This is a genomic window from Bradyrhizobium sp. USDA 4011 (assembly GCF_054063415.1).
The window spans coordinates 3,787,956-3,810,572 of record NZ_JBSSGG010000001.1 but is presented as its reverse complement, the minus strand read 5'-3'; the positions used below and the strand labels follow the sequence as shown (position 1 = coordinate 3,810,572).

Sequence of the window (22,617 nt, the reverse complement as noted above, 5' to 3'; positions counted from 1 at the left end):
AGCGGCGTGCGGGTGCCGGACAGGAGCAGGTGTGCATTCGACGCCCAATGTCATGGCAAGAAACCTCCCGTTCCCGCCGTCCCTGCTGTTCAGGAACCTGGCGTCGGCGGCGTCGGATCGTCTGCTTGCGCCGATGGATCGCGGCGGGTTCGGCCCGCGCGGCGCGCGCAACCGGCTGCGGATCGGCGGCTTCGTCTGTTGCTCCGGTTCGCCCGGGATGTGGGGGCCGGCCGCGACCTCGACCGCGCAGCTCGCCGTTGCGGAAATCAACCGGCGCGGCGGCATTCTTGGCCGGGAGATCGAGTTCGCGGTCTACGACGCCGGCGGCCCGATCGACGAGGTGATCGACCGCGCCGAGCAGGCGATCGCCTCCGACGAGGTCGATCTCATCATGGGCATGCACACCAGCGCGGTGCGTGTCGCGCTGCGCAACCTCATCACCCGCAGCAAGATCCCCTACATCTACACGCCGGTCTATGAGGGCGGCGAGCGGACGCCGGGCGTTATTGCGATCGGCGAGACGCCGCGTTGGCAGAACCGGCCGTCGATCCACTGGCTGGCCGAGGCGAAGCGCGCCAGGCGCTGGTACCTGATCGGCAGCGATTATGTCTGGCCCTGGCAGTCGCACCGCGCGGTGAAGCGCTACATCAAGGAGACCGGGGGCCTCGTGGTCGGCGAGGAGTTCGTGCCGGTCGGCGAGGACGATCACGAAGCGCATCTGGAGCGGATCCGTGCGGCGAAGCCCGATGTCGTGCTGATCTCGCTGATCGGCACCGACGGCGTGACCTTCAACCGCGCCTTCGCCGAGGCCGGGCTCGCCGCCACCACGTTGCGCTTTGCCGGCTGTTTCGACGAAACGGCGCTGCTCGGCATCGGCGCCGACAAGACCGAGAACCTGTTCTGCGCCTCCGGCTACTTCCCCTCGGTCGGCTCGCAGGCCGGCGACGATTTCAGGGACCGCTATCGCGCGATGTTCGGTCCGTTCGCGCCGCCGGTCGGATCGTGCGGCGAGTCCGCCTATGAAGGCTTCTGCCTGCTGGAGGCTGCCGCCAACCGCGCCGGCACGCTGGACATGCGCCCGCTGCTCGCGGCAGCGGACAATCTCGTCTATCGCGGCCCGCGTGGTCCGGTTACGGTGCGCAATGGCCATGCCAGGATGCCGATGTATCTGGCCGAGGCCGATGGCCTCGACTTCAGGGTGATCAAGGCGATCTGACGCCGGATGCGACAGCCTGCCTACCCGATCCATGAAATAATACTTGAAAAGGAAAATATTTCCGTTTTCAATACAACATCGGGGTGAGCGGTTCGCGCGGGGCAAACGCGCTGCCGCTGCTCCGTGCCCAGGGAATCCGATCCAGGAATCAAATCCAAAGATCAAAAGCTTCAGGAGAGCGCCGTGACCGTCGTCCTTCCCACGCCAACGCAACTTCGTGCCGTCGCCGAGCAGTGCGGCCTGTCCCTGACCGATGAGGACGTGGCCTCGTTCCGCGGCCTGATGCAGGGCTCGGTCGATGCCTACAACCTCGTCGCCCAGATGCCGGACGAATTGCCCGAAGTGAAGTATCCGCGCACGCCCGGCTATCGTCCGGCACCGGAAGACAACAAGCACAACGCCTGGTACCGCAAGTCGACGGTGAAGGGCGCAGCCTCCGGCAAGCTCAAGGGCAAGACGGTGGCGCTGAAGGACAACATCATGCTGGCCGGCGTGCCGATGACCAACGGCTCGTCGACGCTGGAAGGCTATATCCCCGATTTCGACGCCACCATCGTCACGCGCATGCTGGATGCCGGCGCCGAGATCGCCGGCAAGACGCACTGCGAGCATTTCTGCCTGTCCGGCGGCAGCCACACCGGCTCCTACGGGCCCGTGCACAATCCGCACAAGATGGGCTATTCGGCCGGCGGCTCGTCGTCGGGCTCCGGCGTTGTGGTCGCGCTCGGCGAGGTCGACATGGCGATCGGCGGCGACCAGGGGGGCTCGATCCGCATGCCGTCCTCGTTCTGCGGCACCTACGGCATGAAGCCGACCTGGGGTCTCGTGCCCTACACCGGCATCATGCCGATCGAGATCTATGTCGACCACACCGGCCCGATGACCGCGACCGTGGAGGACAACGCGCTGCTGCTGGAAGTGCTGGCCGGCGACGACGGCTACGATCCGCGGATCAAGGCGCCGAAGGTCGACGACTACACCAAGGCGCTCGGCAAGGGCGTCAAGGGCATGAAGATCGGCATCGTCAAGGAAGGTTTTGAGCAGCCGACCGCGGAGGCCGCGGTGAATGAGAGCGTGCATGAGGCGGCCAAGCGCTTCAAGGACCTCGGCGCCACCGTCGAGACGGTGTCGATCCCGATGCACATGCTCGCCGGCGCGATCTGGACGCCGATCGGTACCGAAGGCCTGACCCAGACCATGATGTTCGGCGACGGCTACGGCCTCAGCCGCGGCGATCTCTATTCGACCTCGCTGATGGATTTCCACCGCGGCTGGCGCCGTCAGGCGGATTCGCTGTCCGAGACCACGAAGCTGTTCATGATGCTCGGCACCTACATCAACAACACCTTCGGTCCGCGCTTCTACGGCAAGGCGCTCAACATCTCCCGCCGGCTGGCCGCAGCCTATGACAAGGCCTTCAAGGACTACGATCTGCTGCTGATGCCGACCACGCCGATGAAGGCGACGAAATTGCCCGAGGCCAATGCCAGCCGCGAGGAGTATGTCGCCCGCGCGCTGGAGATGATCTCCAACACCGCGCCGTTCGACATCACCCATCACCCGGCGATGTCGCTGCCTTGCGGCATGGTCGACGGGCTGCCGGTCGGCCTGATGCTGGTCGGCCGGATGTTCGAGGAATCCACCATCTACCGCGCCGCCCACGCCTTCGAGCAGGCCGGCGACTGGAAGAAGATGTGAGGCGCCGCTTGTCGCAGAAACAGGCCGAACGGATCGGGCACCATGGCTAGCACCTTCGCCGCGGTGTTCGAGATCGTGAGCTTCGGCGCGATCATCGTGCTGGTCGTGCTCGGGCTCGGCATCATCGCCAGCATGATGGGCATCTTCAACTTCGCGCAGGGCGAGTTCGTCCTGCTCGGGGCCTATGTGACCTATCTGGCCTACGCCCATGGTGCGCCGGTGTGGGCCGGCATGGTCGCCGCGCCCTTTGTGGTCGGCGCGCTCGGCTTCGTGCTGGAGGCGCTGATCATCAGGCGGTTCTATGCCGCGCCGATCGTGGCGATGCTCGGCACCTATGCGCTCGGGCTGATCATCCGCGAAAGCGTCCGCGGCCTGATCGGCGGCTTCTATCTCACGGTGCCGGAGCCGATCGGCGGTTCGATCGACCTCGGCTCCGTCCACATCTCGGCCTGGCGCTTCACCATCATCGTGATCACGCTGTTGGTGATGGGCGGCTGCTATCTGCTGCTGGCGCGCACCTCGTTCGGGCTTCGGGTCCGCGCCACGCTGGAAAACCCGGCGCTGGCGCGTGCGTCGGGCATCTCGACGCCGCTGATCTACGGCGCGACCTTTGCGTTCGGCGCGGCGCTGGCCGGGCTTGCCGGCGCGCTGATCGTGCCGGTGTTCAGCCTGTTCGCCGATCTCGGCATCCGTTTCCTGATCCAGGGCTTCGTCGCCGTGATGGTCGGTGGGGTCGGCTCCTTCATCGGTCCGGTCGCCGGCGCCGGCGTGATCGGCACGCTCAGCGCGGCGCTGCCCTGGGTCATGTCGCCTGTCGTCGCCGACGTCCTCGTCTTCGTGCTCGCCATCGCCTTCATCAAATTCCGGCCGCAAGGCCTCATTGCTGGGAAAGGGGTCTAGTCACCATGTCGATTGAACGCATGAATCTCACGCGCCGCCGCTTCATGAGCAATTTTGCCTTCGCGACCGGCGCGCTCGCGACCGGGGTCGGCAGCTGGGTGGTGAGGCCGGATTGGGCCAACGCCGCCGAGGGACCGATCAAGGTCGGCATCGCAACCGACCTGACCGGCCCGATCGCCTATGCCGGCAATGCCGACGCCAACGTCGCCAAGATGGTGATCAAGGAGATCAACGCCGGCGGCGGCCTGCTCGGCCGGCCGCTCGAGCTCTACATCGAGGATACCGCCTCGAACGAATCGGTCGCGGTCGGCAATGTCCGCAAGCTGATCCAGCGCGACAAGGTCGACATGGTGCTGGGCGGCATCACCTCGTCGATGCGCAACGCGATCAAGGACCCGATCGTGGCGCGCGGCAAGACGCTCTACATCTATCCGCAGCTCTACGAGGGCAAGGAGTGCACGCCCTATCTGTTCTGCACCGGGCCGACGCCGGCGCAGCAATGCGACGAGTTCATTCCGTGGCTGATCAAGAACGGCGGCAAGAAGTTCGCGCTGCCGAGCGCCAACTATGTCTGGCCGCACACGCTCAACGTCTACGCGCGCAAGGTGATCGAGGACAATGGCGGCGAGGTCGTGTTCGAGGAGTATTACCCGCTCGATCAGGTCGACTTCTCGTCGACCGTCAACCGCATCATCTCGAACAAGGTCGATGTCGTCTTCAACACCGTGATCCCGCCGGGCGTAGGCCCGTTCTTCAAGCAGCTTTATGAAGCCGGCTTCCTCAAGAACGGCGGGCGGCTCGCCTGCGTCTACTATGACGAGAACACGCTCAACATCAATCAGGCCAACGAGATCGAGGGTCTGGCGAGCTGCCTCGATTACTTCAAGGTGCTGACCAAGGAGGATCCGTTCGACGCCAAGCTCCAGGCGGCCTATGAGAAGGATTTCCCGGGCAACTTCCTGTTCGCGGCCGGCAGCGCCGCCACCGGAACCTATCGCGGCCTCAAGCTGTGGGAAGCCGCAGTCAAGGAAGCCGGCAAGGTCGACCGTGACTCGGTTGCCGCCGCGCTCGACCACGCCAAGATCGCCGAAGGGCCCGGCGGCCCCGCCGAAATGGTTCCCGGCAAGCGTCACTGCAAGATGAAGATGTACACCGCTGTTGCCAAAGGCGGGAACTATGAGATCGTGGCACGCAGCGCCGGTCTCGTCGATCCCAAGGAATGCTGAGCAATCAATGGGTGGAGCAGAGCAGGCCGTCGCACGCATCGGTGAGGGACCGGATGTCGTGACGCGCGAGGACGTACCGGCCGCGAGCGCGCCGGCGGGACGGGCATCGGCAGGATGGAAGGTCCTGCCGATCGTGGAAGGGCTGGTGCTCTTGATCGCACTGGTCCTGCCATGGGTGCTGCAGGATTATCTCACGGTGTTCGCCACCCGCGTGGTGATCCTCGCGCTGTTCGCGCTGTCGTTCGACCTGGTGTGGGGCTATGCTGGCATCATGAGCTTCGGCCAGGCGCTGTTCTTCGGCGCCGCCGGCTACGGCGTGGCGCTGATGGCGCGCGACCTCAACGTCACCTCGATCCTTCTGATCCTGCCCGCCGGCATGCTGATCGGCCTCACGGCCTCGCTGCTGCTCGGCGGCTTCCTGCTGCTCGGGCGCTATCCCTCGAGCGTGATCTTCGTCTCGCTCGGCACCCTGACCGGCTCCTATGCGGCGGATCGGCTGGCGCGCGGCTGGTACTATCTCGGCGGCCAGAACGGCATCCCGTCGATCCCGCCGCTCACGCTCGGCAGCTACGAGTTCGAGGAGGGGCCGGTCTACTACTACATGGTGCTCGGCATCCTCGTGGTCGTCTATCTGCTCTGCCGCTTCCTCGTGCGTTCGCAATTCGGGCTGGCGCTCGCCGGCCTGCGCGAGAACGAGCAGCGCATCGCCTTCTTCGGCTACAAGGCGCAGCATCTGAAGGCGATCATCTTCGCGGTCGGCGGCACCATTGCCGGCCTCGCCGGCAGCCTCTATGCCTTCCACGAAGGATTTGTCTGGCCCAACATGCTGGGGGTCGTGTTCTCGACCCAGGTCGTGCTCTACGTCTTGTTCGGCGGCTCCGGCACGCTGATCGGCGCCGTCATCGGCACCGTGATCATCGAGGGCGTCAGCTTCTGGCTGTCGGACAATTATCGCGACGTCTGGCCGATCATCCTCGGCGTGCTGCTGCTGCTCGTGATCATGTTCCGCCCGCTCGGGCTGGTCTCCTTCGTGCTCGGCGAGCGCGAGCGGGTCGGCAGCTTCGGCAAGGGACCAAACAAGAAGGGACCAAACAAGGCGCCAAAGCCCAAGGAGACCGGCCATGCCGCTCCTTGAGGCGTCGGGAATCAGCAAGGTGTACGGCAAGCTCACCGCGCTCGATGGTGCGGCGCTGACCGTCGGCGAGAACGAGTTTCATGGCCTGATCGGCCCCAACGGCTCGGGCAAGAGCACGCTGATGAAGTGCGTCGCCGGCGCCGAGGTGCCGACCACGGGCAAGGTCGCGTTCGTCAACACCGACATCACGGCATTCACGCCGACCGAGCGCGCCCGCGCCGGCATGAGCCTGAAATTCCAGATCACCTCGGTGCTGCCGACGCTGACGCTGTACGACAACATCCTGCTGGCGCTGCAGGCGCATTCGTCGCTGTTCGATCTCGTGCTGTCGCGCACCCGCAACAGGCTGCACGATCAGGTGATGACGATGCTGACCCAGTTCCGTCTCGCCGACCGCGCGTATGATGCCGCAGCGGCGTTGTCGCACGGCCAGCAGCAATGGCTCGAGATCGCGATGGCGCTCGCCGGCAAGCCGCGGCTGTTGCTGCTGGACGAGCCGACCGGCGGCATGAGCCTCGAGGAGCGCCGCGTCACCGGCGAGCTGTTGCAGCCGATCAAGCAGCATTGCTCGCTCGTCATCGTCGAACACGACCTCGATTTCATCCGCGACATCTGCGACCGCCTCACGGTGCTCGACCAGGGCAAGGTGCTGGCGTCGGGCACGGTCGCGGAAATCCAGGCCAACAGAAACGTCCAGGAGATTTATCTTCGCCGTGCCTGACCAGTCCTTCCTCGATATCCGGCATCTCGATGCCGGTTATGGCCGCAGCCAGGTCCTGTTCGATGTCAACATCGGCATTCCCTGGCGCGGCGGCGTCGCCGTGCTCGGCCGCAACGGCGCCGGCAAGACCACGCTGATGAAGACCATCGTCGGCGAGCTCGCGAGCTCGCAAGGCGAACTGTTCTTCGACGGCCGCGACATCACCCGTCGCCGCACCGAGGAGCGCGTGCGCTCCGGCATCGGCTATGTGCCGCAGGAGCATTCGGTTTTCGCCCGCCTGTCGGTGCGCGACAACCTCGCGGTCGGCTCGCTGACCAATTCCGATACGAGCGCGGTCGATCGCGTGCTCGAGATCTTCCCCAAGCTCGGCCAGCGCCTCGATCAGCCGGCCGGCACGCTGTCCGGCGGCGAACGCAAGATGCTGGCGATCGGCCGCGCCATGCTCGGCAATCCGAAACTGCTGCTGTTGGACGAGCCGACCGAAGGCGTCTGGATCGGCGTCATCGAGGAGATCACCGAACGGCTGATCGAGCTTGCGAAGAGCATCTCGGTCGTGATCGTCGAGCAGCATCTCGACCTCGCGCTGCGCGTCGCCGACTACGCCTATGTGCTGGACCGCGGCCGCGTTGCCCTGCAGGGCGCAGCAGGCAAAGTGCGAAGCGATCCGGAACTGCTGCGCTATCTGGCGCCATAGCAGCCAGCAAACGGGGCAACCGAAAGGCTTCCTGGATTGTCGGGATCGCGGCTGACCGGCTCCGGATCGCAGGGGCGGCCCCATCCCTGGCTTGGCTCTGACCGTTCCGGCCGGTGAGGGCCATAGCCGCCACGAGCGTTCGTTATCTTGACAAAGGTCAACGCAGACCCGGCGAGGACGTGCTGAATTGCCAACGGGCTTCCGGTTGCGTGCCGGAGCCGCAACGGATTCTTGCATTCGTTGGATCGGCTATCGTGCGGGGACAGTTTTGACGAAAGAACGGCAGGCGGAAGATGCGGCGGATACATTCCGGCTCCTTCGGGCCTTTCGCTCGATCCGGGACCGCGCCGCACGACGACGCATCGTCGAGACGGTTGAAGCGATCGCGGATGACCGCGCACCGGCCGCTGACGCAATGTCGGTCGTCACCGATCAAAAATGAAGTTCAATGTCGAACCGATTGCCCTGCCCCGTTCTTGCCAGGTTCAGTGCACGATGCGGTCAGCCTTGCGCCGGGCAGGGTCGTTTCCCTGCGTCCGCGTCCGTCGCACCGATCGCATCTTGCGACGCGCATACCAGGCAGCGACCGAGCAGCTCAGCCAGGCAAGCGATGCGGTGATGAAGGCAGCCGCGACGCTGCGATCCACCATCAGCGAGAACACAATCGCAAACGTCAGCATGCCGAACGCACCCAGTGCGGCGCCTGCGGCGTCGAGTGCGGCGGCTTGCCGGCCGCGCCGCGTGCCATTGAGTCCCGCTTGTCGCTTGCGGCGGATCTCATGCTTCTCGATCAGGGTTGCGCTGGCGCAGAAAATGGCAGGAAGTGCAAGAAAGGCGCCGCCGATATACGCGCCGCAGTAGCTGCTGATCAGCCCGGTGAAGACCGTCGCGCCACCGCCAAGCACGAAGCGGATCAGATATTCGCTCCAGCTGCCCTCTCTCAGCGCCGACGGTGAGAAGCGGACCGGCGTCATGCTTGCCCTCCGGCAAGGGCCAGCAGGCCGAACACGATCGTCAGCCAGACGGCAAGCGACAGCGATGTTGCAGGGATCGCGCGCAACCTGGTACGAATCAGCAGTTGGCAGACCACGAAGCTATAGACGGCGAGCGCGAGCGCGCCGGCGATCATCGCACGGCTCTGCAGGGCGGCGTATTCGGCGCCATGCTGGCACACGGCGATGCCGAGCGTGGCGAGCGCAACGGAAGGCGCTGCGCCGAACAGTCCGGCGAAGCTCTTCGGGCGCAGAACGTCACCCAGCATCGCGAAGGCCGATACGACGGCGCCGCCCAAGAGAAAGCGGATCACATATTCGGTCATCGCGCCTTGCTCCGCGGCGGATCGTCACCCGGATAGCCGGTCCAGAAGCGCAGCAGCCGCTCGAGACCCGCTCCGAGCGCGAATCCCGCGATCACGTCGCTCGTCCAGTGTGCGAGGACCAGAATGCGCGTCAGCGAAAGGCCGACCGCAAGCCCCTGAACTATGTGGCGAGCGCTGGCGGGCAGCGTCGCGGCCGCCGACGCCAGCGCGCCCATGTGCAGCGCGTGGCCGGAGGGAAAGGCGTCTTCACGCTTGCCGGAGATCGAGACGCCGTTGAGGTGGCCAACCACGGTCAGACGGTCGGGGCGGGTCTGGTTGAACAGCAACTTCAAGCCGTGCGGCAGCAGCGATGCTGCGACCGTCACCAGCAGCGCATGATTGCTGGCGCGCTCCAGCGCGGCGCCGCGCCCGCGCGAGGCGAGCCAGCCGGCGGCCGCGAGCACAAGCAGGACCTTCTCGTCAGCGCCCCAGGTCAGCCCGCGGGCGACCTCTTCCGGAGCAGGTGCGGTGTTGCGGGCGATCGCACGCGCGATCATGGCATCCGCCGCGGTCGGGCGAATAGTGATGGGGAAGGTGGGGCCGCCTCGATGGCGACGTGCTCGAACTCTGGCTGTCGTATGCATGGTCAAGTTCCCATCCAACGCGCCAGCCGCGGCATGGGTCCTAACGGGCGTGTGGGCGAGGTCCACGGAGGAACCAACTGCAGTTCGATCCTCGTTCCCCAGGGAACGAAGAGCTCCGGCTGCCGTTGGGCTGCGGGAGGAATTCACCGATGCGTTATCTTTCGATCATAGCCCTTTGTGCCGCTGCCGCGATGAGCGGCGGTACCGCGCTGGCGCAGCATGCCGGCACCAAGTCCGAACAATCCGCATGCTCGCGCGACGCACAGCGTTTCTGCCGCAAGGACCTCGGCAATGACGGCGCCGTGCAAAGCTGCCTTCAGATGAAGCGAGCCAGCCTGAGCTCAAGCTGCAAGAAGGTGTTCGAAAGCCACGGAATGTGACCGGCAGCGAGCTTCATGCTCGAGATCGCCCGCCTCGGGCCGTGCAAGCACGAACCGCCGGCAGAGGGGACAACGGTCGCTCTCAGAACTCGTGCTCGACGAGCAGCCGCCAGACACCTTCAAACAGCGCCATGAGGACGAATAGCGTCGACGAGGTCAGCAAAACGCCCACCGCGAGATGATGATACGGCGCACCTTCGGTGAGCAGGAACCCGATCAGTGATGCGACGATCAGGCTCATCCAGCCGGCCAGCGCGCGCCGCGACTTGCGGATCAGGGTGGACATTTCTCCCGTCATCGTCGGCTTCTCCGGTTCGGGCCGGGCGGTTTGCCGCTGCGTGGTCATTGCATCTGGCCTGTTACTGACAGGATCATCATCCCGGGGCGCTCGTGTGGATGACGGCCGGATTTGCGGCCGGCAAGCGTTCGAGATGGTTCAGAGCTGCCTTGAGTTGGGTGTCCCGAGCGGTGCCGATCAGCTCTTCCTTGATCGGCGGAGAAGCTGTTTCGGAAGATGCGCCCTTGGCGCCTGGCGTTGTGTTGGATTTTGACAGCGTCCCGGGATTGGCGAACGCGCCGTGGAGCTGGGCTTCGCGCCAAACCAGGGAGTTCGCGACCTGTTCGTCCTTGGCCGCCTCGACGACGACATCGGGTGTAACCCCGTTGCCCTGAATGGAACGGCCTGATGGGGTGTAGTAGAGCGCGCTCGTCAGCCGCAAGGCACCATGGTCCTTGATCGGGATGATGGTCTGCACAGATCCCTTGCCGAAGCTCTGCGTTCCCATCACGGTCGCACGATGGCGATCCTGCAGCGCGCCCGCAACGATTTCGGACGCTGACGCGGAGGCGCTGTTAACGAGAACGACCATCGGAGTGTCCGGCAGCAAGGCACCCGTTGCAGGAGCCGTGAACGATTGATCGTCGTTGCCGTTGCGCCCACGGATCGAAACGACGGTGCCGCCGTTGAGGAAATCGCTGGATACATCGACCGCGGAGGTGAGCAGGCCGCCGGGATCATTTCTCAGGTCGAGGACAAGGCCGGCGAGCTTGCCGCCCGCCTCGTGCTGCAGCGCCGAGATAGCCTGGTGCAGTTCGTTCGGCGTCTGCTCGCCGAACTCACTGATCCGCAGATATCCCACGTCATTCGCTTCCAGCCTGGACTTGACGCTACGGACCTCAATGACCTGCCGGGTGAGGGGCACCTCGAAGGGCGACTGGCCGCCGCGCTGGATCGTCAGTTTCACGATCGATCCCGGCTGTCCGCGAATCTTCCTGATCACCTCCATCAGGTCCACGCCGTGTGTGCTTTGGCCATCGACCGAAACGATCGCGTCGCCGGGCTGCAAGCCGGCACGGGCACCCGGCGTATCGTCGATTGGCGAAAGAACTGTCGGCAACCCGTTGTGGTCCGTGATCTTGAGGCCGACGCCGCCGAACTTTCCGCTCATGTCCTCTCTGGACTCGCGAAATTCCAGCTCGGTCATGTAGGAGGAGTGTGGATCGAGGCGCGACAGCATTCCCTTCAAGGCCGCGTCGGTGAGCTGGCCCGAGTCGACCGGATGCACATAGTCCTGCTGCACGAGCTGCATCACGCCCGCGAGAAGCGCGAGGTCGGCCCTTGAAGGGCCGGCAGCAACTTCCGACGCCAGTGCCAGGCCGGCGACGGCGGCCGATGCCGCGCAGGCGATTACGATCGTGCGCAGTTGGGATATCTTCATGGCTTGCCCGTGCTGTGAGTGCGTTGAGCGCGTAAACGCGCCGCGTTGCCGCGGCGGGCTCCTGATATTGAGCCTCGCCGTCGCGCTTGGAGAACACGCGACGGCAGGCCTGCGTCATGGCTAACCAATCGGCATGGCCACGAAGTGGGTATTGTCCGACGTCTTGACGCGCATCAGGACGTCATGCTTGCCTTCGGACTTAGCTTCCGAGAGCGCGTTGCGAAGGTCGGCCGCAGAGCTGACGCTCTTGCCTGCGACGTCGAGGATGACGTCGCCCGACTGCAGGCCGTGCTCGGCCGCCGGACCGTCCGGCTCGATGGCCGTGACCACGACACCCCTGTCGCCGGCGCCGCCGACATCGCCTGCGGGGGCAACCGACAGACCGAGGTGAGGAATGCCCTTCGCCCCTTGCTCGGACCCGTCGGCCCGGGCAACTTTTTGGGTATCGTTTGGCATCTTGGCAAGCGTCACTGTGAGCGTCTTCGCGTCGCCCTTGCGAATGATGTCGAGCTTCGCCGAGCTACCCGGGGCCATCCCTGAAATCTCGCGCGCGAGTGTCCGCGAGTCCTTGATCGCGTTGCCGTTGACCGACGTGATTACGTCGCCCGGCCGGATGCCGGCCTGCGCCGCCGGCGTGTCCGGCTGGGCCTCGTCGACGAGTGCACCCCGGGCCTGCTTCAGGCCCAGGCTTTCGGCGATACCGGTGGTGACCGGCTGCACCTGCACACCGAGCCAGCCGCGCGTCACGGTGCCGTGCTCCTTGAGCTGGGCGACGATCATCTTCACGGTCGATGCCGGCACATCGAAGCCGATGCCGACCGAGCCGCCCGACGGCGAATAGATCGCGGTATTGACGCCGATGACGTTGCCATTGGTGTCGAAGGTCGGCCCGCCCGAGTTGCCTTTGTTGATCGGCGCGTCGATCTGGATGTAGTTGTCATAGGGCCCAGAACCGATATCGCGTCCCTCGGCCGAGATGATGCCGGCTGTCACGGTGCCGCCGAGGCCGTAGGGGTTGCCGACCGCCACGACCCAGTCGCCGACGCGCGGTACCTGGCTTTCGAGATTGACGTAGGCAAAGTCCGTCTTGCCGTCGACCTTGATGAGCGCGAGATCCGTCTTGGGATCGGTGCCGATCACCTTTGCGGTATAGATGGTGCCGTCATCCGTCGTCACCTGCACGGACTTGGCATGATCGACGACGTGATTGTTGGTCACGGCATAACCGTCTGCGGAGATAAAGAAGCCGGAGCCGACGCCGGTGATGATCTCGTGGCGTTGCAGCTTGCCGCCGGGGAAGCCGTCGGGGCCGAACTGGCGGAAGAATTTTTCGAAGGGCGTTCCTTGCAGGGATGGAGGCAGGTTCTCGGCTTCGGAACCGGTTGCATTGCTCTCCTCGTCCAGCCTCACGCGTACTGAAATGACGGCCGGTTTGACCTTCGCGACCAGGTCGGCGAAGCCCGCGGGACCTTGCATCTGTGACGTCGGAATAGCGGCGAACGCTTGCTCGACAAATTGGTGATGTCCTAACGGCCCCGCGATGGCGATGGCTGCACCGATCATTGCAGCGGAGCCGAGCAGCGCGACGCGCCGGGCCGACAAGGGCTTGCGATGTTGACCGTTGTTGTCGTTTGGCATGATGTTTCTCCTTAAATTGGTTGCGTCATAGCGCTGACAAAAACCTATCGCCGCAGCATTACGGCGTCCTGTCCGATGCATTAATTCGAGGGATAGGTTGCTAAATTCGCGGTAACGCTCAGCGCACAGGCGAATGGATTTTGGAGCGCGCCGAGAGGCGCTCGCCCGATGACGGGACGAGGATGCGGCGCGATGCAGGCGACGACCCGCTCAACCTGATCGTCGCGCTTGCGCGGAACTAGGCTCGGCCGACGAGCTCGACAAGATGGGCGCGTGACGGCGAAGGGTCAAACCGGTCGGCGAAATACTGCGTCTCGTGGACGATCAGCCCGTCGCGAAATTCCATGATGCTCACCACGTAGGACGGCCTGTCGTCATAGGTGAGGATGTATTCCGTGATCCAGAGATCGCCGCCGCCGATCATGCGCTGGATCGTGAAGCGCTTCTTGTTCGGCTGAACCGTCCGGCTCTGCTGAATGTTGCGCCGGCCACGGATCCGCTCGCCGGATTGCGGATAATCAAGCACCGCATCCTCGCGATAGATCTCGTGCTCGCGCTCGAAATCGCTCGCGTCCGACGCCTCCCAATGGCGCTGCAGCGCCGCGCGTATGGCCTGATCATCCATCGCAACCTCCCGGCTGTGCCCCGTGCATGATCTGGCGATCATCTACGCGTGGTTGGCAAGAGGAATGTGGTGGCGAAGGCGGCTATGATTGGGAGGGCATGTCGCGAGAATGCGGAACTGCGACCCACTGGTCGAGCGACACATTCGGTGTCGTCCCGGCCTTGAGCCGGACCATAAGCACGAATGCGAATTGTCTTGAAAAGCTGTGGCCGCAGCCCGCTTCAACAACACGGCCCTGTGGTTATGGGTCGCTGCTTTCGCAGCGACGCACCTTGTGCCGTTCGACGTGCCAATCGGAGACGACGAGCGCCGCGGCGCAAGCCGGCCGCGCTTACTTCACCGCGGAGAAGCGGGTGTCGAACGAGTTGGTCTGCACGACCGGCGCGGAGCCGGCGAGTTGGGTCGACGATGCCGCGGGGGCCGACGCCGCGGCGGTGTTGGTTGCCTGCGGCTTCGGCGCGGTCTTGGCGGCCTGCTTCGGCTCGGCCTTCGGGGCGACGCGAACCACCGATTGCGGCCTGGCCTCGGCGACCTTCGGCTTGGCTGGTGCGGCCGCGACCGGAGCCGGCGGCGGTGCGGTGGTCTTGCTGGCGTCGGCGGTGCCGCCGATGCCGACCTTCTGGGCAAAGCTCGAGAAGAAACCTTCGGACTTGTCGGACGTGTTGGCCGAGGCGACGCGGGCGGTCGACGACGTCGTCGCTACCACAGGTTCTTCCTGCTGGACCGCGAGATTGGGCCGCGGCGGATTGACCGTGCCGGGGATCGTGCCGGGCGCGCGCGCCAGCGCCATCGATTGCAGCGACTGGCTGTCGCCGCCTTCGGAGAGACCGGTGTTTCCTTCCGGAATCTTCGAGGCGAAGATCGCGTTCATGCCGCCGTCGATACCGGTGTTGAGGCGTGCCACGGGCGTGCCCTTGGACACCAGCTTGGCGGTCTCGGCGGCGTCCTGCTGCTCCTTCTCGCGCACGGCGCTCGCGATCTCCTCGGGGATCACATAGGCCGGGCACTTCGCGGAGGCCTCGAACACCGGATCGCGCGTCGCGTTCGGGGCCTTGACCGCGTCGAACACGTACTTCTTCTCGCAGAAGTCGACCTTCGGCTCCTGCTTCGTCACTTCGAAATGATCGTAGCCTTCCTTGATCATCTTCCAGAAAGGCATGTTCGGATTGTTGCGGTGCCTGGCCATGTTCACCGGCGTCATCCGGAACGGATAGGCCTGCAGCTGGAACGCCTTCTGGCCGCCGAAGAACGACTCGCGGCCGAGCGAATAGATTTCCGCGATCTGTTCGTCGGTCATCGCGTAGCAGCCGCGCGAGGAACAGTCGCCATGCACCATCAGCTGCGAGCCGGTGCGGCCGAGCGCCTTGTCGAACGCGTTGGGATAGCCGGTGTTGAACGACAAATAATAGGCCGATTGCGGGTTCATCTGGCTCGGATTGATCGAGTAGAACCCTTCGGGCGCCTGGCGGTCGCCCTCACGGATTTTCGGGCCGAGATCGCCCGACCAGCGGCAGATCGGATAGGTCTTGAGCAGCGCGAACTTGCCGGAGCGGGTCTGCTTCCAGACCTCGAGCTCGGCCTCCTGCTTGAACAGCCGCACCAGGATCGGCGACTGCATGTCCATGTCCTTCTCGGTCATGGCAGCGACGAGCTTGGGCGGGACCGGCTGGTTGGCCTTGGCGTTCTGGGCGAGCGAGATCTGGTCGCTGTCACAGCCGGCCAGCATGACACCCGCGGCGAGGACCGCCGAAGTCAGAAGCGCGCGTACGAGCGTGCGATGAGTCAAGTCCGAGCTCCACACCCACCGGGCGATTTTCGCGACCCCAACACGGCGAATATGCCCTGAAGCCATTGTATAAAATATTAGCCTTCGACCACCCCTGCTCGCAACCTGAACCGAGGCTGACAGCCTTCACGGTAGTAGGCATGGTTCAAGGAACGTTAAAGACCCGGCTCGGGGCCCAATTACGGCAAAATCGGCTGATTTGGTTGAAAAATGCGGCGGTTTGGGCGCCTCAGCCCAGCTTGCGGCCGATATCCAGGAATTTCTGGCGCCGCTGTTTGCGAATCGCGTCCGGATCAAGATTTCGTAGGTCGTTGAACGCCTGGGCGATGGCGTCGCCCGTGGTCGTGATCATCGCGGCGGGGTCGCGATGAGCGCCGCCGGAGGGTTCTTTCAGGATCTGGTCGATAACGCCGAAGCGCAGCATGTCCTGGGCCGTGATCTTCATGCTGTTGGCGGCTTCCTGCGCCTTGGTGCCGTCGCGCCACAGGATCGAGGACGCCGCCTCCGGCGAGATCACGCTGTAGATCGCATGCTCCATCATCAGCACGCGGTTGGCGGTGGTGATGGCGATGGCGCCGCCCGACATGCCTTCTCCGGTGACGATCGCGACATTGGGTACGCCGAGCGACAGGCAGGCGTCGATCGAGCGCGCGATCGCCTCGGCCTGGCCGCGCTCCTCGGCGCCGATGCCGGGATAGGCGCCGGCGGAATCGACGATCGACAGCACCGGGATGCCGAAGCGGTCGGCCATCTCCATCAGGCGCACCGCCTTGCGGTAGCCTTCGGGACGCGCCATGCCGAAATTGTGCTTGATGCGGGTATCGGTAGTGGCGCCCTTCTCCTGGCCGACCACGCAGATGCTCTCGCCGCGGAAGCGGCCGAAGCCGCCGATCAGGGCCTCGTCGTCGGCGAATTTGCGGTCGCCGGCCATCGGGGTGAATTCGGTGATCAGGCCGCCGATGAAATCGGTGAAGTGCGGCCGCTGCGGATGCCGCGCCACCAGCGTCTTCTGCCACGGCGTCAGATTGGCATAGAGGTCGGTGAGGGCCTGCGCCGCCTTGTCCTCGATCCGCGCGACCTCGTCGCCGATGTCGCTGCCGCTCGCGGCAAGCGCACGCAACTCGTCGATCTTGGATTCAAGCTCGGCGACGGGTTTTTCGAAGTCGAGATAGCTGCGCATCGGGTCGGGCATCAACTCAATATAGGGAGGAACAGTGCGAGGGGCGAAGCGGTTTTGGCGGTGGCAAGAGAAGTTTTGTAACTTCAATCGGTTAACGCGCATTCGGGCGGAATGCACGCTTCGGGATCGCAGGCAGGTGACGCTCTTTCTGCGGAGACGACGCGGAAGTCAAGGCGGATCAGGTGAAGGTACCGATGTCTGGCGGGCGGCGGACTTACTTCTCGGCCAGCGGATGCAGGTCGCGGACCAGGCTCTTCAGCCGCTCCTCGACCACATGGGTGTAGATCTGGGTGGTGGAGATGTCGGTATGGCCGAGCAGGGTCTGGACGATGCGCAGGTCCGCACCATTGTGCAGCAGGTGGCTGGCGAAGGCGTGGCGCAGCACGTGCGGAGACACCAGCCGCGGCGCCAGGCCGGATGCGGCCGCGAGCTCCTTCAGGTCGCGGGCGAAATGCTGCCGGGTCAGGTGGCCGCTCTCGCCGGAGGACGGAAACAGCCATTTCGACGGCGCCGCCTTCTTCGCCTTCGGCTGCATCACCTCCAGCGCCGCGAGATAATCCGCCATCGCCTGGCGCGAGGCGTCGTTGAGCGGCACCAGCCGCTCCTTGTTGCCCTTGCCGCGCACCACGATCATCCGCGCATCGCGCCGCGCCGCGGAGACCGGCAGCGACACCAGCTCGGAGACGCGCAGGCCGGTGGCGTAGAGGACCTCGAGCAGGCAATACAGCCGCAGCGCGCGCAGCCGCTGCGCCGGCGAGACGTCGGTCTGGGTCAGCTCCTTGGCGCGGGTCAGCATCCGGTCGACATCGGCAATCGACAGCACCTTGGGCAGGCCGCGACCGCGCTTCGGCCCCGACAGGATCGCGGCCGGATCGTCGCCGCGGATCCGCTCGTTGAGCAGGAAGCGATAAAGATGCCGCATTGCCGACAGCCGCCGCGCCACGCTGGTCGACTTGAAGCCTCTGGTATCGAGGTCGGCAAGGTAGCCGCGCAGCGCGTCGGTGTCGGCGCTGGTGAAATCGGCGCCGGCATGGGCGAGATAATCGGAGAAGTCGGTGAGGTCGCGCCGGTAGGCGTCGAGCGTGTTGACACCTGCGCCCTGTTCCGCGGCGAGCATGTCGAGGAACAACGCGGTCAGCTTGGCGTCGGAGGACCTGGTGGGAGACTTGGCGGGGATCTTGGCTGCTACGGGCATGCCAGAATCATAGCGGCTATTTCTTGAGGAACTTATCCGGCGGGATGGTCACGGTCATTTCCCGCGGTTTCGGGTGCACGAAATTCGCCAGCGCGAAGACGATGCCGTAGCCGATCCCGAAAATCACGGCGACGACCGTCAGGAAGCGGAACAGGCTGGGCATGGAGGCGACTCGGGCGGCGAATTAACCAATGAAATCATCCAACATGTTCCCCGCGCGGTTGCAAGAGTCGCTGGTAACGGTATCGCCGGGGGTAGTATAGGTGGCTCGAATTCTGAACAAATCGTCCCAATATCCGAGCTTTTTGATGTCCGACGCAGCCGTCCCGGCGCCCACCCACCCGACCCTGGAGGCCGATATCACGGCCGCGCTGGGGAAGCGGTCGATCGTGCTGGTCGGCATGATGGGGGCCGGCAAGTCGACCATCGGCCGGCGGATGGCGGCGCGGCTCAAGCTGGCGTTCACCGATGCCGACACCGAGATCGAGGCGGCGGCCGGCATGACGATCCCGGAGATTTTCGAGACCCACGGCGAACCGTATTTTCGCGATGGAGAGGCGCGGGTGATCGCCCGCATCCTCGACAGCGGCCCGATCGTGCTGGCGACCGGCGGCGGCGCCTTCATGCGCGAGGAGACCCGCAACCGGATCCGCGATCGCGCAGTTTCAATCTGGCTCAAGGCCGACAGTGATATCATCATGCGTCGGGTCCGCCGCCGCGCCGATCGTCCGCTGCTGCAGACCCCAGACCCCGAGGCGACCGTCAACCGGCTACTCAGCGAGCGCGAGCCGGTTTACCAGAACGCCGATCTGACGATCGCCTCGCGCGACGTGCCGCACGATCGCATTGTCGACGAATGCCTCGAGGCCCTGCACGCGCATCTGTGCGGCGTGCGTCCGGCCGGCGAGCCACCACCTGATGGATTGAACGCGACCTCATGACTGCGCCCTTGAAACACTCCGCCTCCGTTACCGTCGATGTCGCGCTCGGCGACCGCGCCTATGACATCGTCATCGGCCGCGACGTGCTGGCCTCGCTGGGCGAGCGTGTCGCGGCGCTGCGGCCCGGCGTGCGGACCGCTGTTGTCACCGACCGCACCGTCGCAAAACACTGGCTGGAGCCAGCCGAGGCGTCGTTGGCGGCCGCGGGCGTGCCGACGTCGCGGATCGTCGTCGAGGAGGGCGAGGGCTCGAAGAGCTACGCCACCCTGACGCAGGTCAGCGAGGCGCTGATCGCGGCGAAGATCGAGCGCAACGATCTGGTGATCGCGCTCGGCGGCGGCGTGGTCGGTGATCTCGCCGGCTTCGCGGCCGCGATCCTGCGCCGCGGCGTCGATTTCGTGCAGGTGCCGACCTCGCTGCTGGCGCAGGTCGATTCCTCCGTCGGCGGCAAGACCGGCATCAACTCGCCGCAGGGCAAGAACCTGATCGGCGCATTCCACCAGCCGGTGCTGGTGATCGCCGACACCTCGGTGCTCGACACGCTGTCGCCGCGCCAGTTCCGCGCCGGCTACGCCGAGGTCGCGAAATACGGCATCCTCGGTGACGACGCCTTCTTCGCCTGGCTCGAAAAGAACCATGCCGACATCTTCTCGGGCGGCGCGGGGCGTGAGCACGCGATTGCGACCTCCTGCCGCGCCAAGGCCGCCATCGTCTCCCGCGACGAGCGCGAGACCGGCGAGCGCGCGCTGCTCAATCTCGGCCACACTTTCGGCCATGCGCTGGAAGCCGCGACCGGCTTCTCCGACCGCCTGTTCCATGGCGAGGGTGTCGCGGTCGGCATGGTGCTCGCGGCGGAATTCTCCGCGCAGCTCGGCATGATTTCGACGGACGACGCTGCCCGCATCGCGCGTCATCTTTCTGCGGTAGGATTGCCGACGCGCCTGCAGGATATCGCAGGCTTCGCGCAGGAAGGGCTTGCCGATGCCGACGCTCTGTTGGCGCTGATGGCGCAGGACAAGAAGGTCAAGCGCGGCAAGCTCACCTTCATCCTGCTGGAGGCGGTCGGCCGCGCCGTGATTGCAAACAATATCGAGCCACAGCCGGTGCGCGACTTCCTGCAAGCCAAGCTGAAGGCTTAGAGCGCGATGACACTTCTTCGGATCGTCATCCCGCTCTATCTCTTTGATTTGAGCATGATCTTTTCGGAAAACCGCTACACACTTTTCCGGATCATGCTCTAACCACGGATCAAGCCAGTGGGATGGTTGACCTTCTCGATCGTGCTGCTCTGTCTGCTCGTCTCCGCCTTCTTCTCGGCGAGTGAGACGGCGCTGACCGGCGCTTCGCGCGCCAGCATGTTGCGGCTGTCGAAGCAGGGCAACAGCGAGGCCACGGTGGTCTCGAGCCTGATGGCGATGCGCGAGCGGATGATCGGCGCGCTGCTGCTCGGCAACAATATCGCCAATATCGGCGCCTCCGCGCTCGCCACCGGCATCTTCACCGCCTGGTTCGGCGATGTCGGCGTGCTTTATGCCACCGGTGTCATGACGGTGCTGGTGGTGATCTTCGCGGAAGTGCTGCCCAAGACCGTCGCCATCAATGCGCCGGACCGGGTGTCGCTGCTGGTGGCTCGGCCGATGCGGTTGACGGTGCTCGTGCTCGGGCCGCTTCTCACCATCATTGAATGGATCGTCCGCGCCCTGATGCGGCTGCTTGGCATCAAGATCGGCGCGCATCAGGCCATCCTGTCGCCGACCGAACGCCTGCGCGGCGCGGTCGATCTGCTGCATCACGAAGGCAAGGTCGAGAAGCAGGACCGCGACATGCTCGGCGGCTTGCTCGACCTCAGCGAACTGCAGGTCTCCGACGTGATGGTCCACCGCACCGAGATGACCATGGTCAATGCCGACCTGCCGCCCGAGGAATTGGTGCGCGAGGTGCTGGCGAGCGAATACACCCGCATCCCGCTGTGGCGCGAGAAGCCGGAGAACATCGTCGGCGTGCTCCACGCCAAGGATCTGCTGCGGGCGATGCGCGCCAATGAAGGCGACATGTCGGCGATCGATGCCTCGGCGATCGCGCTGCCGCCCTGGTTCGTGCCGGAGATGCGCCCGGTCTCCGAACAGCTGAAGGCGTTCCGCCGCCGCAAGACCCACTTCGCCCTGGTGGTCGACGAGTATGGCGAGGTCGAAGGCATGGTGACGCTGGAGGACATCCTGGAGGAGATCGTCGGCGACATCTCCGACGAGCACGATGTCGTGGTCGCCGGCGTGCGCGCCCAGCCGGACGGCTCGGTGGTGGTCGACGGCTCGGTGCCGATCCGCGATCTCAACCGCGCGATGGACTGGCGCCTGCCGGACGAGGAGGCGACCACGGTTGCCGGCCTCGTGATCCATGAGGCGCGGTCGATTCCCGATCGCGGCCAGAGCTTCACCTTCCATGGCTTCCGCTTCCGCGTGCTCCGCCGCGAGCGCAACCGCATCACCGCGTTGCGCATCGTCGCCGTCCCGCGCGAGGCGGCCGAGCCCGACGAGAAGAAGCCGAGGCGGGCAGGGACGGCGTTCTAGTCCTGGTCCGGCGAACGAAGCCTATCCCCGTCACCCCCGCGCAACGGCTTTGCCGTTGTCGCTGGAGGAGCCGCGAAGCGGCGTCTCGAAGGGTCGACGGCCCGGCTGGTGGCCGCGCATCCTTCGAGGCTCGCAAGCGCTCGCGCCTCAGGATGACGGGTCTGGCGATGATTCCGAACGCTACTCGATATCGATCGAGATGCCCGACAGCTTCCACGCGCCGTCGGAGGGGATGAAGCCGAGCTGATACTTCACCTGCTTGGGCGTGGTGTCGAAATGGCCCTTCAGCCGCAACACGCCCTTGTCGTCGATCTTGGCGTCCTCATCGAGGACGATCGGCTTGGCGACCACGGCGTCGAACACCGCGTGCTTGTCGACCAGATCCTTGAAGATCGTCTTCAGCTTGTCCGGCGAAAATTGGTCGCGGAACGGCTTTGAGATCTTGGCGTGGAACACGGCGAAATTGTTTGCGGCCACCGCGTCGTTGAGCGAGACCAGGATGCTCTTGATCAGCACCTCCTGGACGAACGGGCTCGGCATATCCAGCGCCAAGGCCGGGCGCAACGCGCAGATCAGGAGCAGGCCGGCTGCGGCGACAATCGACCGGAAACGTGGCCGGCAAGGGATCATCAATGGCCCCATAACAAGCGTGGCGATACGATCCATCATTTTCCTGCCAACATATGGCGCAGGTCCATCGCCGGAGGTCCCAATCTCATAACGGAAAACCACTGCCTCGTCTTGAGCCAAGCGCGAGCTAGCGCGGCTTTTCCCCGGGGCCGTGGGCGTGGATCGCCAGCGCGTGAACCGAGCCGGCGAGTTCCTGCGCCAGCGTCGCATTTATCATGCGATGGCGTTCGAGCCGGCTCTTCCCTTCGAAGGCCGGAGACACAATATATACCCTGAAATGCGTCTCGCCGCCTGGCCTGTGGCCGGCGTGGCCCTCATGCAGATGTGACTCATCGACCACGTCGAGGCTTTCGGGCAAGAAAGCTTCATGCAACTTGTTTATGATAGCGTCTTTGGTGCTCATGGCGGCGGAGTTAGGTCCGCGAC

At 65.0% G+C, this 22,617-nt stretch carries 25 protein-coding genes; 12 read left to right on the top strand and 13 right to left on the bottom strand.

Annotation, left to right across the window (positions count from 1 at the left end):
• Positions 1-52 precede the first annotated feature (52 nt).
• The 8 genes from ACVW1C_RS17790 to ACVW1C_RS17755 all read left to right on the top strand — a co-directional run bounded on the left by ACVW1C_RS17790 (position 53) and on the right by ACVW1C_RS17755 (position 8,032).
• The gene (locus tag ACVW1C_RS17790; RefSeq protein ID WP_456759539.1) at positions 53-1,216 is read left to right on the top strand and encodes a substrate-binding domain-containing protein; all 1,164 of its coding nucleotides are present in this window, start codon (positions 53-55) and stop codon (positions 1,214-1,216) included.
• A gap of 183 nt (positions 1,217-1,399) precedes the next feature.
• Entirely contained in the window at positions 1,400-2,914 is a 1,515-nt protein-coding gene (locus tag ACVW1C_RS17785) for an amidase (protein ID WP_456759538.1), read from the top strand.
• A 42-nt stretch (positions 2,915-2,956) separates the two neighbouring features.
• Positions 2,957-3,814, top strand: a complete 858-nt coding sequence (locus tag ACVW1C_RS17780; protein WP_456759537.1) for a branched-chain amino acid ABC transporter permease — start codon at positions 2,957-2,959, stop codon at positions 3,812-3,814.
• Between the two features lie 5 nt (positions 3,815-3,819).
• Positions 3,820-5,040 carry a substrate-binding protein gene (locus ACVW1C_RS17775; protein WP_456759536.1) on the top strand — a complete coding sequence of 407 codons (1,221 nt, stop codon included), beginning with the start codon at positions 3,820-3,822 and terminating at the stop codon, positions 5,038-5,040.
• Between the two features lie 7 nt (positions 5,041-5,047).
• Complete coding sequence (locus ACVW1C_RS17770; protein WP_456759535.1) at positions 5,048-6,175, top strand: branched-chain amino acid ABC transporter permease; 1,128 nt, start codon at positions 5,048-5,050, stop codon at positions 6,173-6,175.
• The gene (locus ACVW1C_RS17765) at positions 6,162-6,896 is read left to right on the top strand and encodes an ABC transporter ATP-binding protein (protein ID WP_456759534.1); all 735 of its coding nucleotides are present in this window, start codon (positions 6,162-6,164) and stop codon (positions 6,894-6,896) included. Before ACVW1C_RS17770 ends, ACVW1C_RS17765 begins: the two co-directional genes overlap by 14 nt.
• Positions 6,889-7,590: a branched-chain amino acid ABC transporter ATP-binding protein gene (locus ACVW1C_RS17760; RefSeq protein WP_456759533.1), complete on the top strand. Its 702-nt coding sequence runs from the start codon at positions 6,889-6,891 to the stop codon at positions 7,588-7,590. Before ACVW1C_RS17765 ends, ACVW1C_RS17760 begins: the two co-directional genes overlap by 8 nt.
• A gap of 268 nt (positions 7,591-7,858) precedes the next feature.
• Positions 7,859-8,032 carry a hypothetical protein gene (locus ACVW1C_RS17755; RefSeq protein ID WP_456759532.1) on the top strand — a complete coding sequence of 58 codons (174 nt, stop codon included), beginning with the start codon at positions 7,859-7,861 and terminating at the stop codon, positions 8,030-8,032.
• A 43-nt stretch (positions 8,033-8,075) separates the two neighbouring features.
• Here the strand turns inward: ACVW1C_RS17755 and ACVW1C_RS17750 are convergent, their stop codons facing one another.
• From ACVW1C_RS17750 to ACVW1C_RS17740, 3 genes are read right to left on the bottom strand one after another with little or no spacing between them, the layout of a single operon-like run.
• Positions 8,076-8,564, bottom strand: a complete 489-nt coding sequence (locus tag ACVW1C_RS17750) for a DUF3147 family protein (RefSeq protein ID WP_456759531.1) — start codon at positions 8,562-8,564, stop codon at positions 8,076-8,078.
• Positions 8,561-8,908 carry a DUF3147 family protein gene (locus tag ACVW1C_RS17745; protein WP_456759530.1) on the bottom strand — a complete coding sequence of 116 codons (348 nt, stop codon included), beginning with the start codon at positions 8,906-8,908 and terminating at the stop codon, positions 8,561-8,563. The genes ACVW1C_RS17750 and ACVW1C_RS17745 overlap by 4 nt, the downstream gene beginning before the upstream one ends.
• The gene (locus tag ACVW1C_RS17740) at positions 8,905-9,531 is read right to left on the bottom strand and encodes a phosphatase PAP2 family protein (RefSeq protein WP_456759529.1); all 627 of its coding nucleotides are present in this window, start codon (positions 9,529-9,531) and stop codon (positions 8,905-8,907) included. Before ACVW1C_RS17740 ends, ACVW1C_RS17745 begins: the two co-directional genes overlap by 4 nt.
• Before the next feature lie 149 nt (positions 9,532-9,680).
• On the opposite strand from ACVW1C_RS17740, the gene ACVW1C_RS17735 reads away from it, so the two are divergent.
• Complete coding sequence (locus tag ACVW1C_RS17735) at positions 9,681-9,911, top strand: hypothetical protein (protein WP_456759528.1); 231 nt, start codon at positions 9,681-9,683, stop codon at positions 9,909-9,911.
• Between the two features lie 82 nt (positions 9,912-9,993).
• Here the strand turns inward: ACVW1C_RS17735 and ACVW1C_RS17730 are convergent, their stop codons facing one another.
• The 8 genes from ACVW1C_RS17730 to ACVW1C_RS17695 all read right to left on the bottom strand — a co-directional run bounded on the left by ACVW1C_RS17730 (position 9,994) and on the right by ACVW1C_RS17695 (position 18,216).
• Positions 9,994-10,257, bottom strand: a complete 264-nt coding sequence (locus tag ACVW1C_RS17730; protein ID WP_456759527.1) for a hypothetical protein — start codon at positions 10,255-10,257, stop codon at positions 9,994-9,996.
• A 28-nt stretch (positions 10,258-10,285) separates the two neighbouring features.
• Positions 10,286-11,629: a S41 family peptidase gene (locus tag ACVW1C_RS17725; RefSeq protein ID WP_456759526.1), complete on the bottom strand. Its 1,344-nt coding sequence runs from the start codon at positions 11,627-11,629 to the stop codon at positions 10,286-10,288.
• Between the two features lie 120 nt (positions 11,630-11,749).
• Entirely contained in the window at positions 11,750-13,267 is a 1,518-nt protein-coding gene (locus tag ACVW1C_RS17720) for a Do family serine endopeptidase (protein WP_456759525.1), read from the bottom strand.
• 238 nt (positions 13,268-13,505) lie between these two features.
• Positions 13,506-13,892 carry a nuclear transport factor 2 family protein gene (locus ACVW1C_RS17715; protein WP_456759524.1) on the bottom strand — a complete coding sequence of 129 codons (387 nt, stop codon included), beginning with the start codon at positions 13,890-13,892 and terminating at the stop codon, positions 13,506-13,508.
• Between the two features lie 331 nt (positions 13,893-14,223).
• A complete protein-coding gene (locus ACVW1C_RS17710) occupies positions 14,224-15,678 on the bottom strand; it encodes a L,D-transpeptidase family protein (RefSeq protein WP_456759523.1) in 1,455 nt (484 codons plus the stop codon).
• Positions 15,679-15,907: 229 nt separating this feature from the next.
• The gene (locus ACVW1C_RS17705; protein ID WP_173640136.1) at positions 15,908-16,870 is read right to left on the bottom strand and encodes an acetyl-CoA carboxylase carboxyltransferase subunit alpha; all 963 of its coding nucleotides are present in this window, start codon (positions 16,868-16,870) and stop codon (positions 15,908-15,910) included.
• A 202-nt stretch (positions 16,871-17,072) separates the two neighbouring features.
• Positions 17,073-18,053, bottom strand: coding sequence for a site-specific tyrosine recombinase XerD (gene xerD / locus ACVW1C_RS17700; RefSeq protein WP_456759522.1), 981 nt, complete (start codon positions 18,051-18,053; stop codon positions 17,073-17,075).
• A gap of 16 nt (positions 18,054-18,069) precedes the next feature.
• A complete protein-coding gene (locus ACVW1C_RS17695; RefSeq protein ID WP_016843561.1) occupies positions 18,070-18,216 on the bottom strand; it encodes a hypothetical protein in 147 nt (48 codons plus the stop codon).
• A 145-nt stretch (positions 18,217-18,361) separates the two neighbouring features.
• On the opposite strand from ACVW1C_RS17695, the gene ACVW1C_RS17690 reads away from it, so the two are divergent.
• The 3 genes from ACVW1C_RS17690 (at position 18,362) to ACVW1C_RS17680 (ending at position 21,561) form a co-directional block, all read left to right on the top strand.
• On the top strand, positions 18,362-18,994 hold the full coding sequence (locus tag ACVW1C_RS17690; RefSeq protein WP_456759521.1) for a shikimate kinase: 633 nt from the start codon (positions 18,362-18,364) through the stop codon (positions 18,992-18,994).
• A complete protein-coding gene (gene aroB / locus ACVW1C_RS17685; RefSeq protein ID WP_456759520.1) occupies positions 18,991-20,133 on the top strand; it encodes a 3-dehydroquinate synthase in 1,143 nt (380 codons plus the stop codon). Before ACVW1C_RS17690 ends, aroB begins: the two co-directional genes overlap by 4 nt.
• Positions 20,134-20,250: 117 nt before the next feature.
• Positions 20,251-21,561 (top strand): HlyC/CorC family transporter, encoded by a 1,311-nt coding sequence (locus ACVW1C_RS17680; protein WP_456759519.1) that lies wholly within the window; start codon positions 20,251-20,253, stop codon positions 21,559-21,561.
• A gap of 180 nt (positions 21,562-21,741) precedes the next feature.
• Here ACVW1C_RS17680 and ACVW1C_RS17675 read toward each other — a convergent pair whose 3' ends face one another.
• The gene (locus ACVW1C_RS17675) at positions 21,742-22,227 is read right to left on the bottom strand and encodes a hypothetical protein (RefSeq protein ID WP_456759518.1); all 486 of its coding nucleotides are present in this window, start codon (positions 22,225-22,227) and stop codon (positions 21,742-21,744) included.
• A gap of 91 nt (positions 22,228-22,318) precedes the next feature.
• Complete coding sequence (locus ACVW1C_RS17670; protein WP_456759517.1) at positions 22,319-22,594, bottom strand: BolA family protein; 276 nt, start codon at positions 22,592-22,594, stop codon at positions 22,319-22,321.
• Positions 22,595-22,617: the final 23 nt, after the last annotated feature.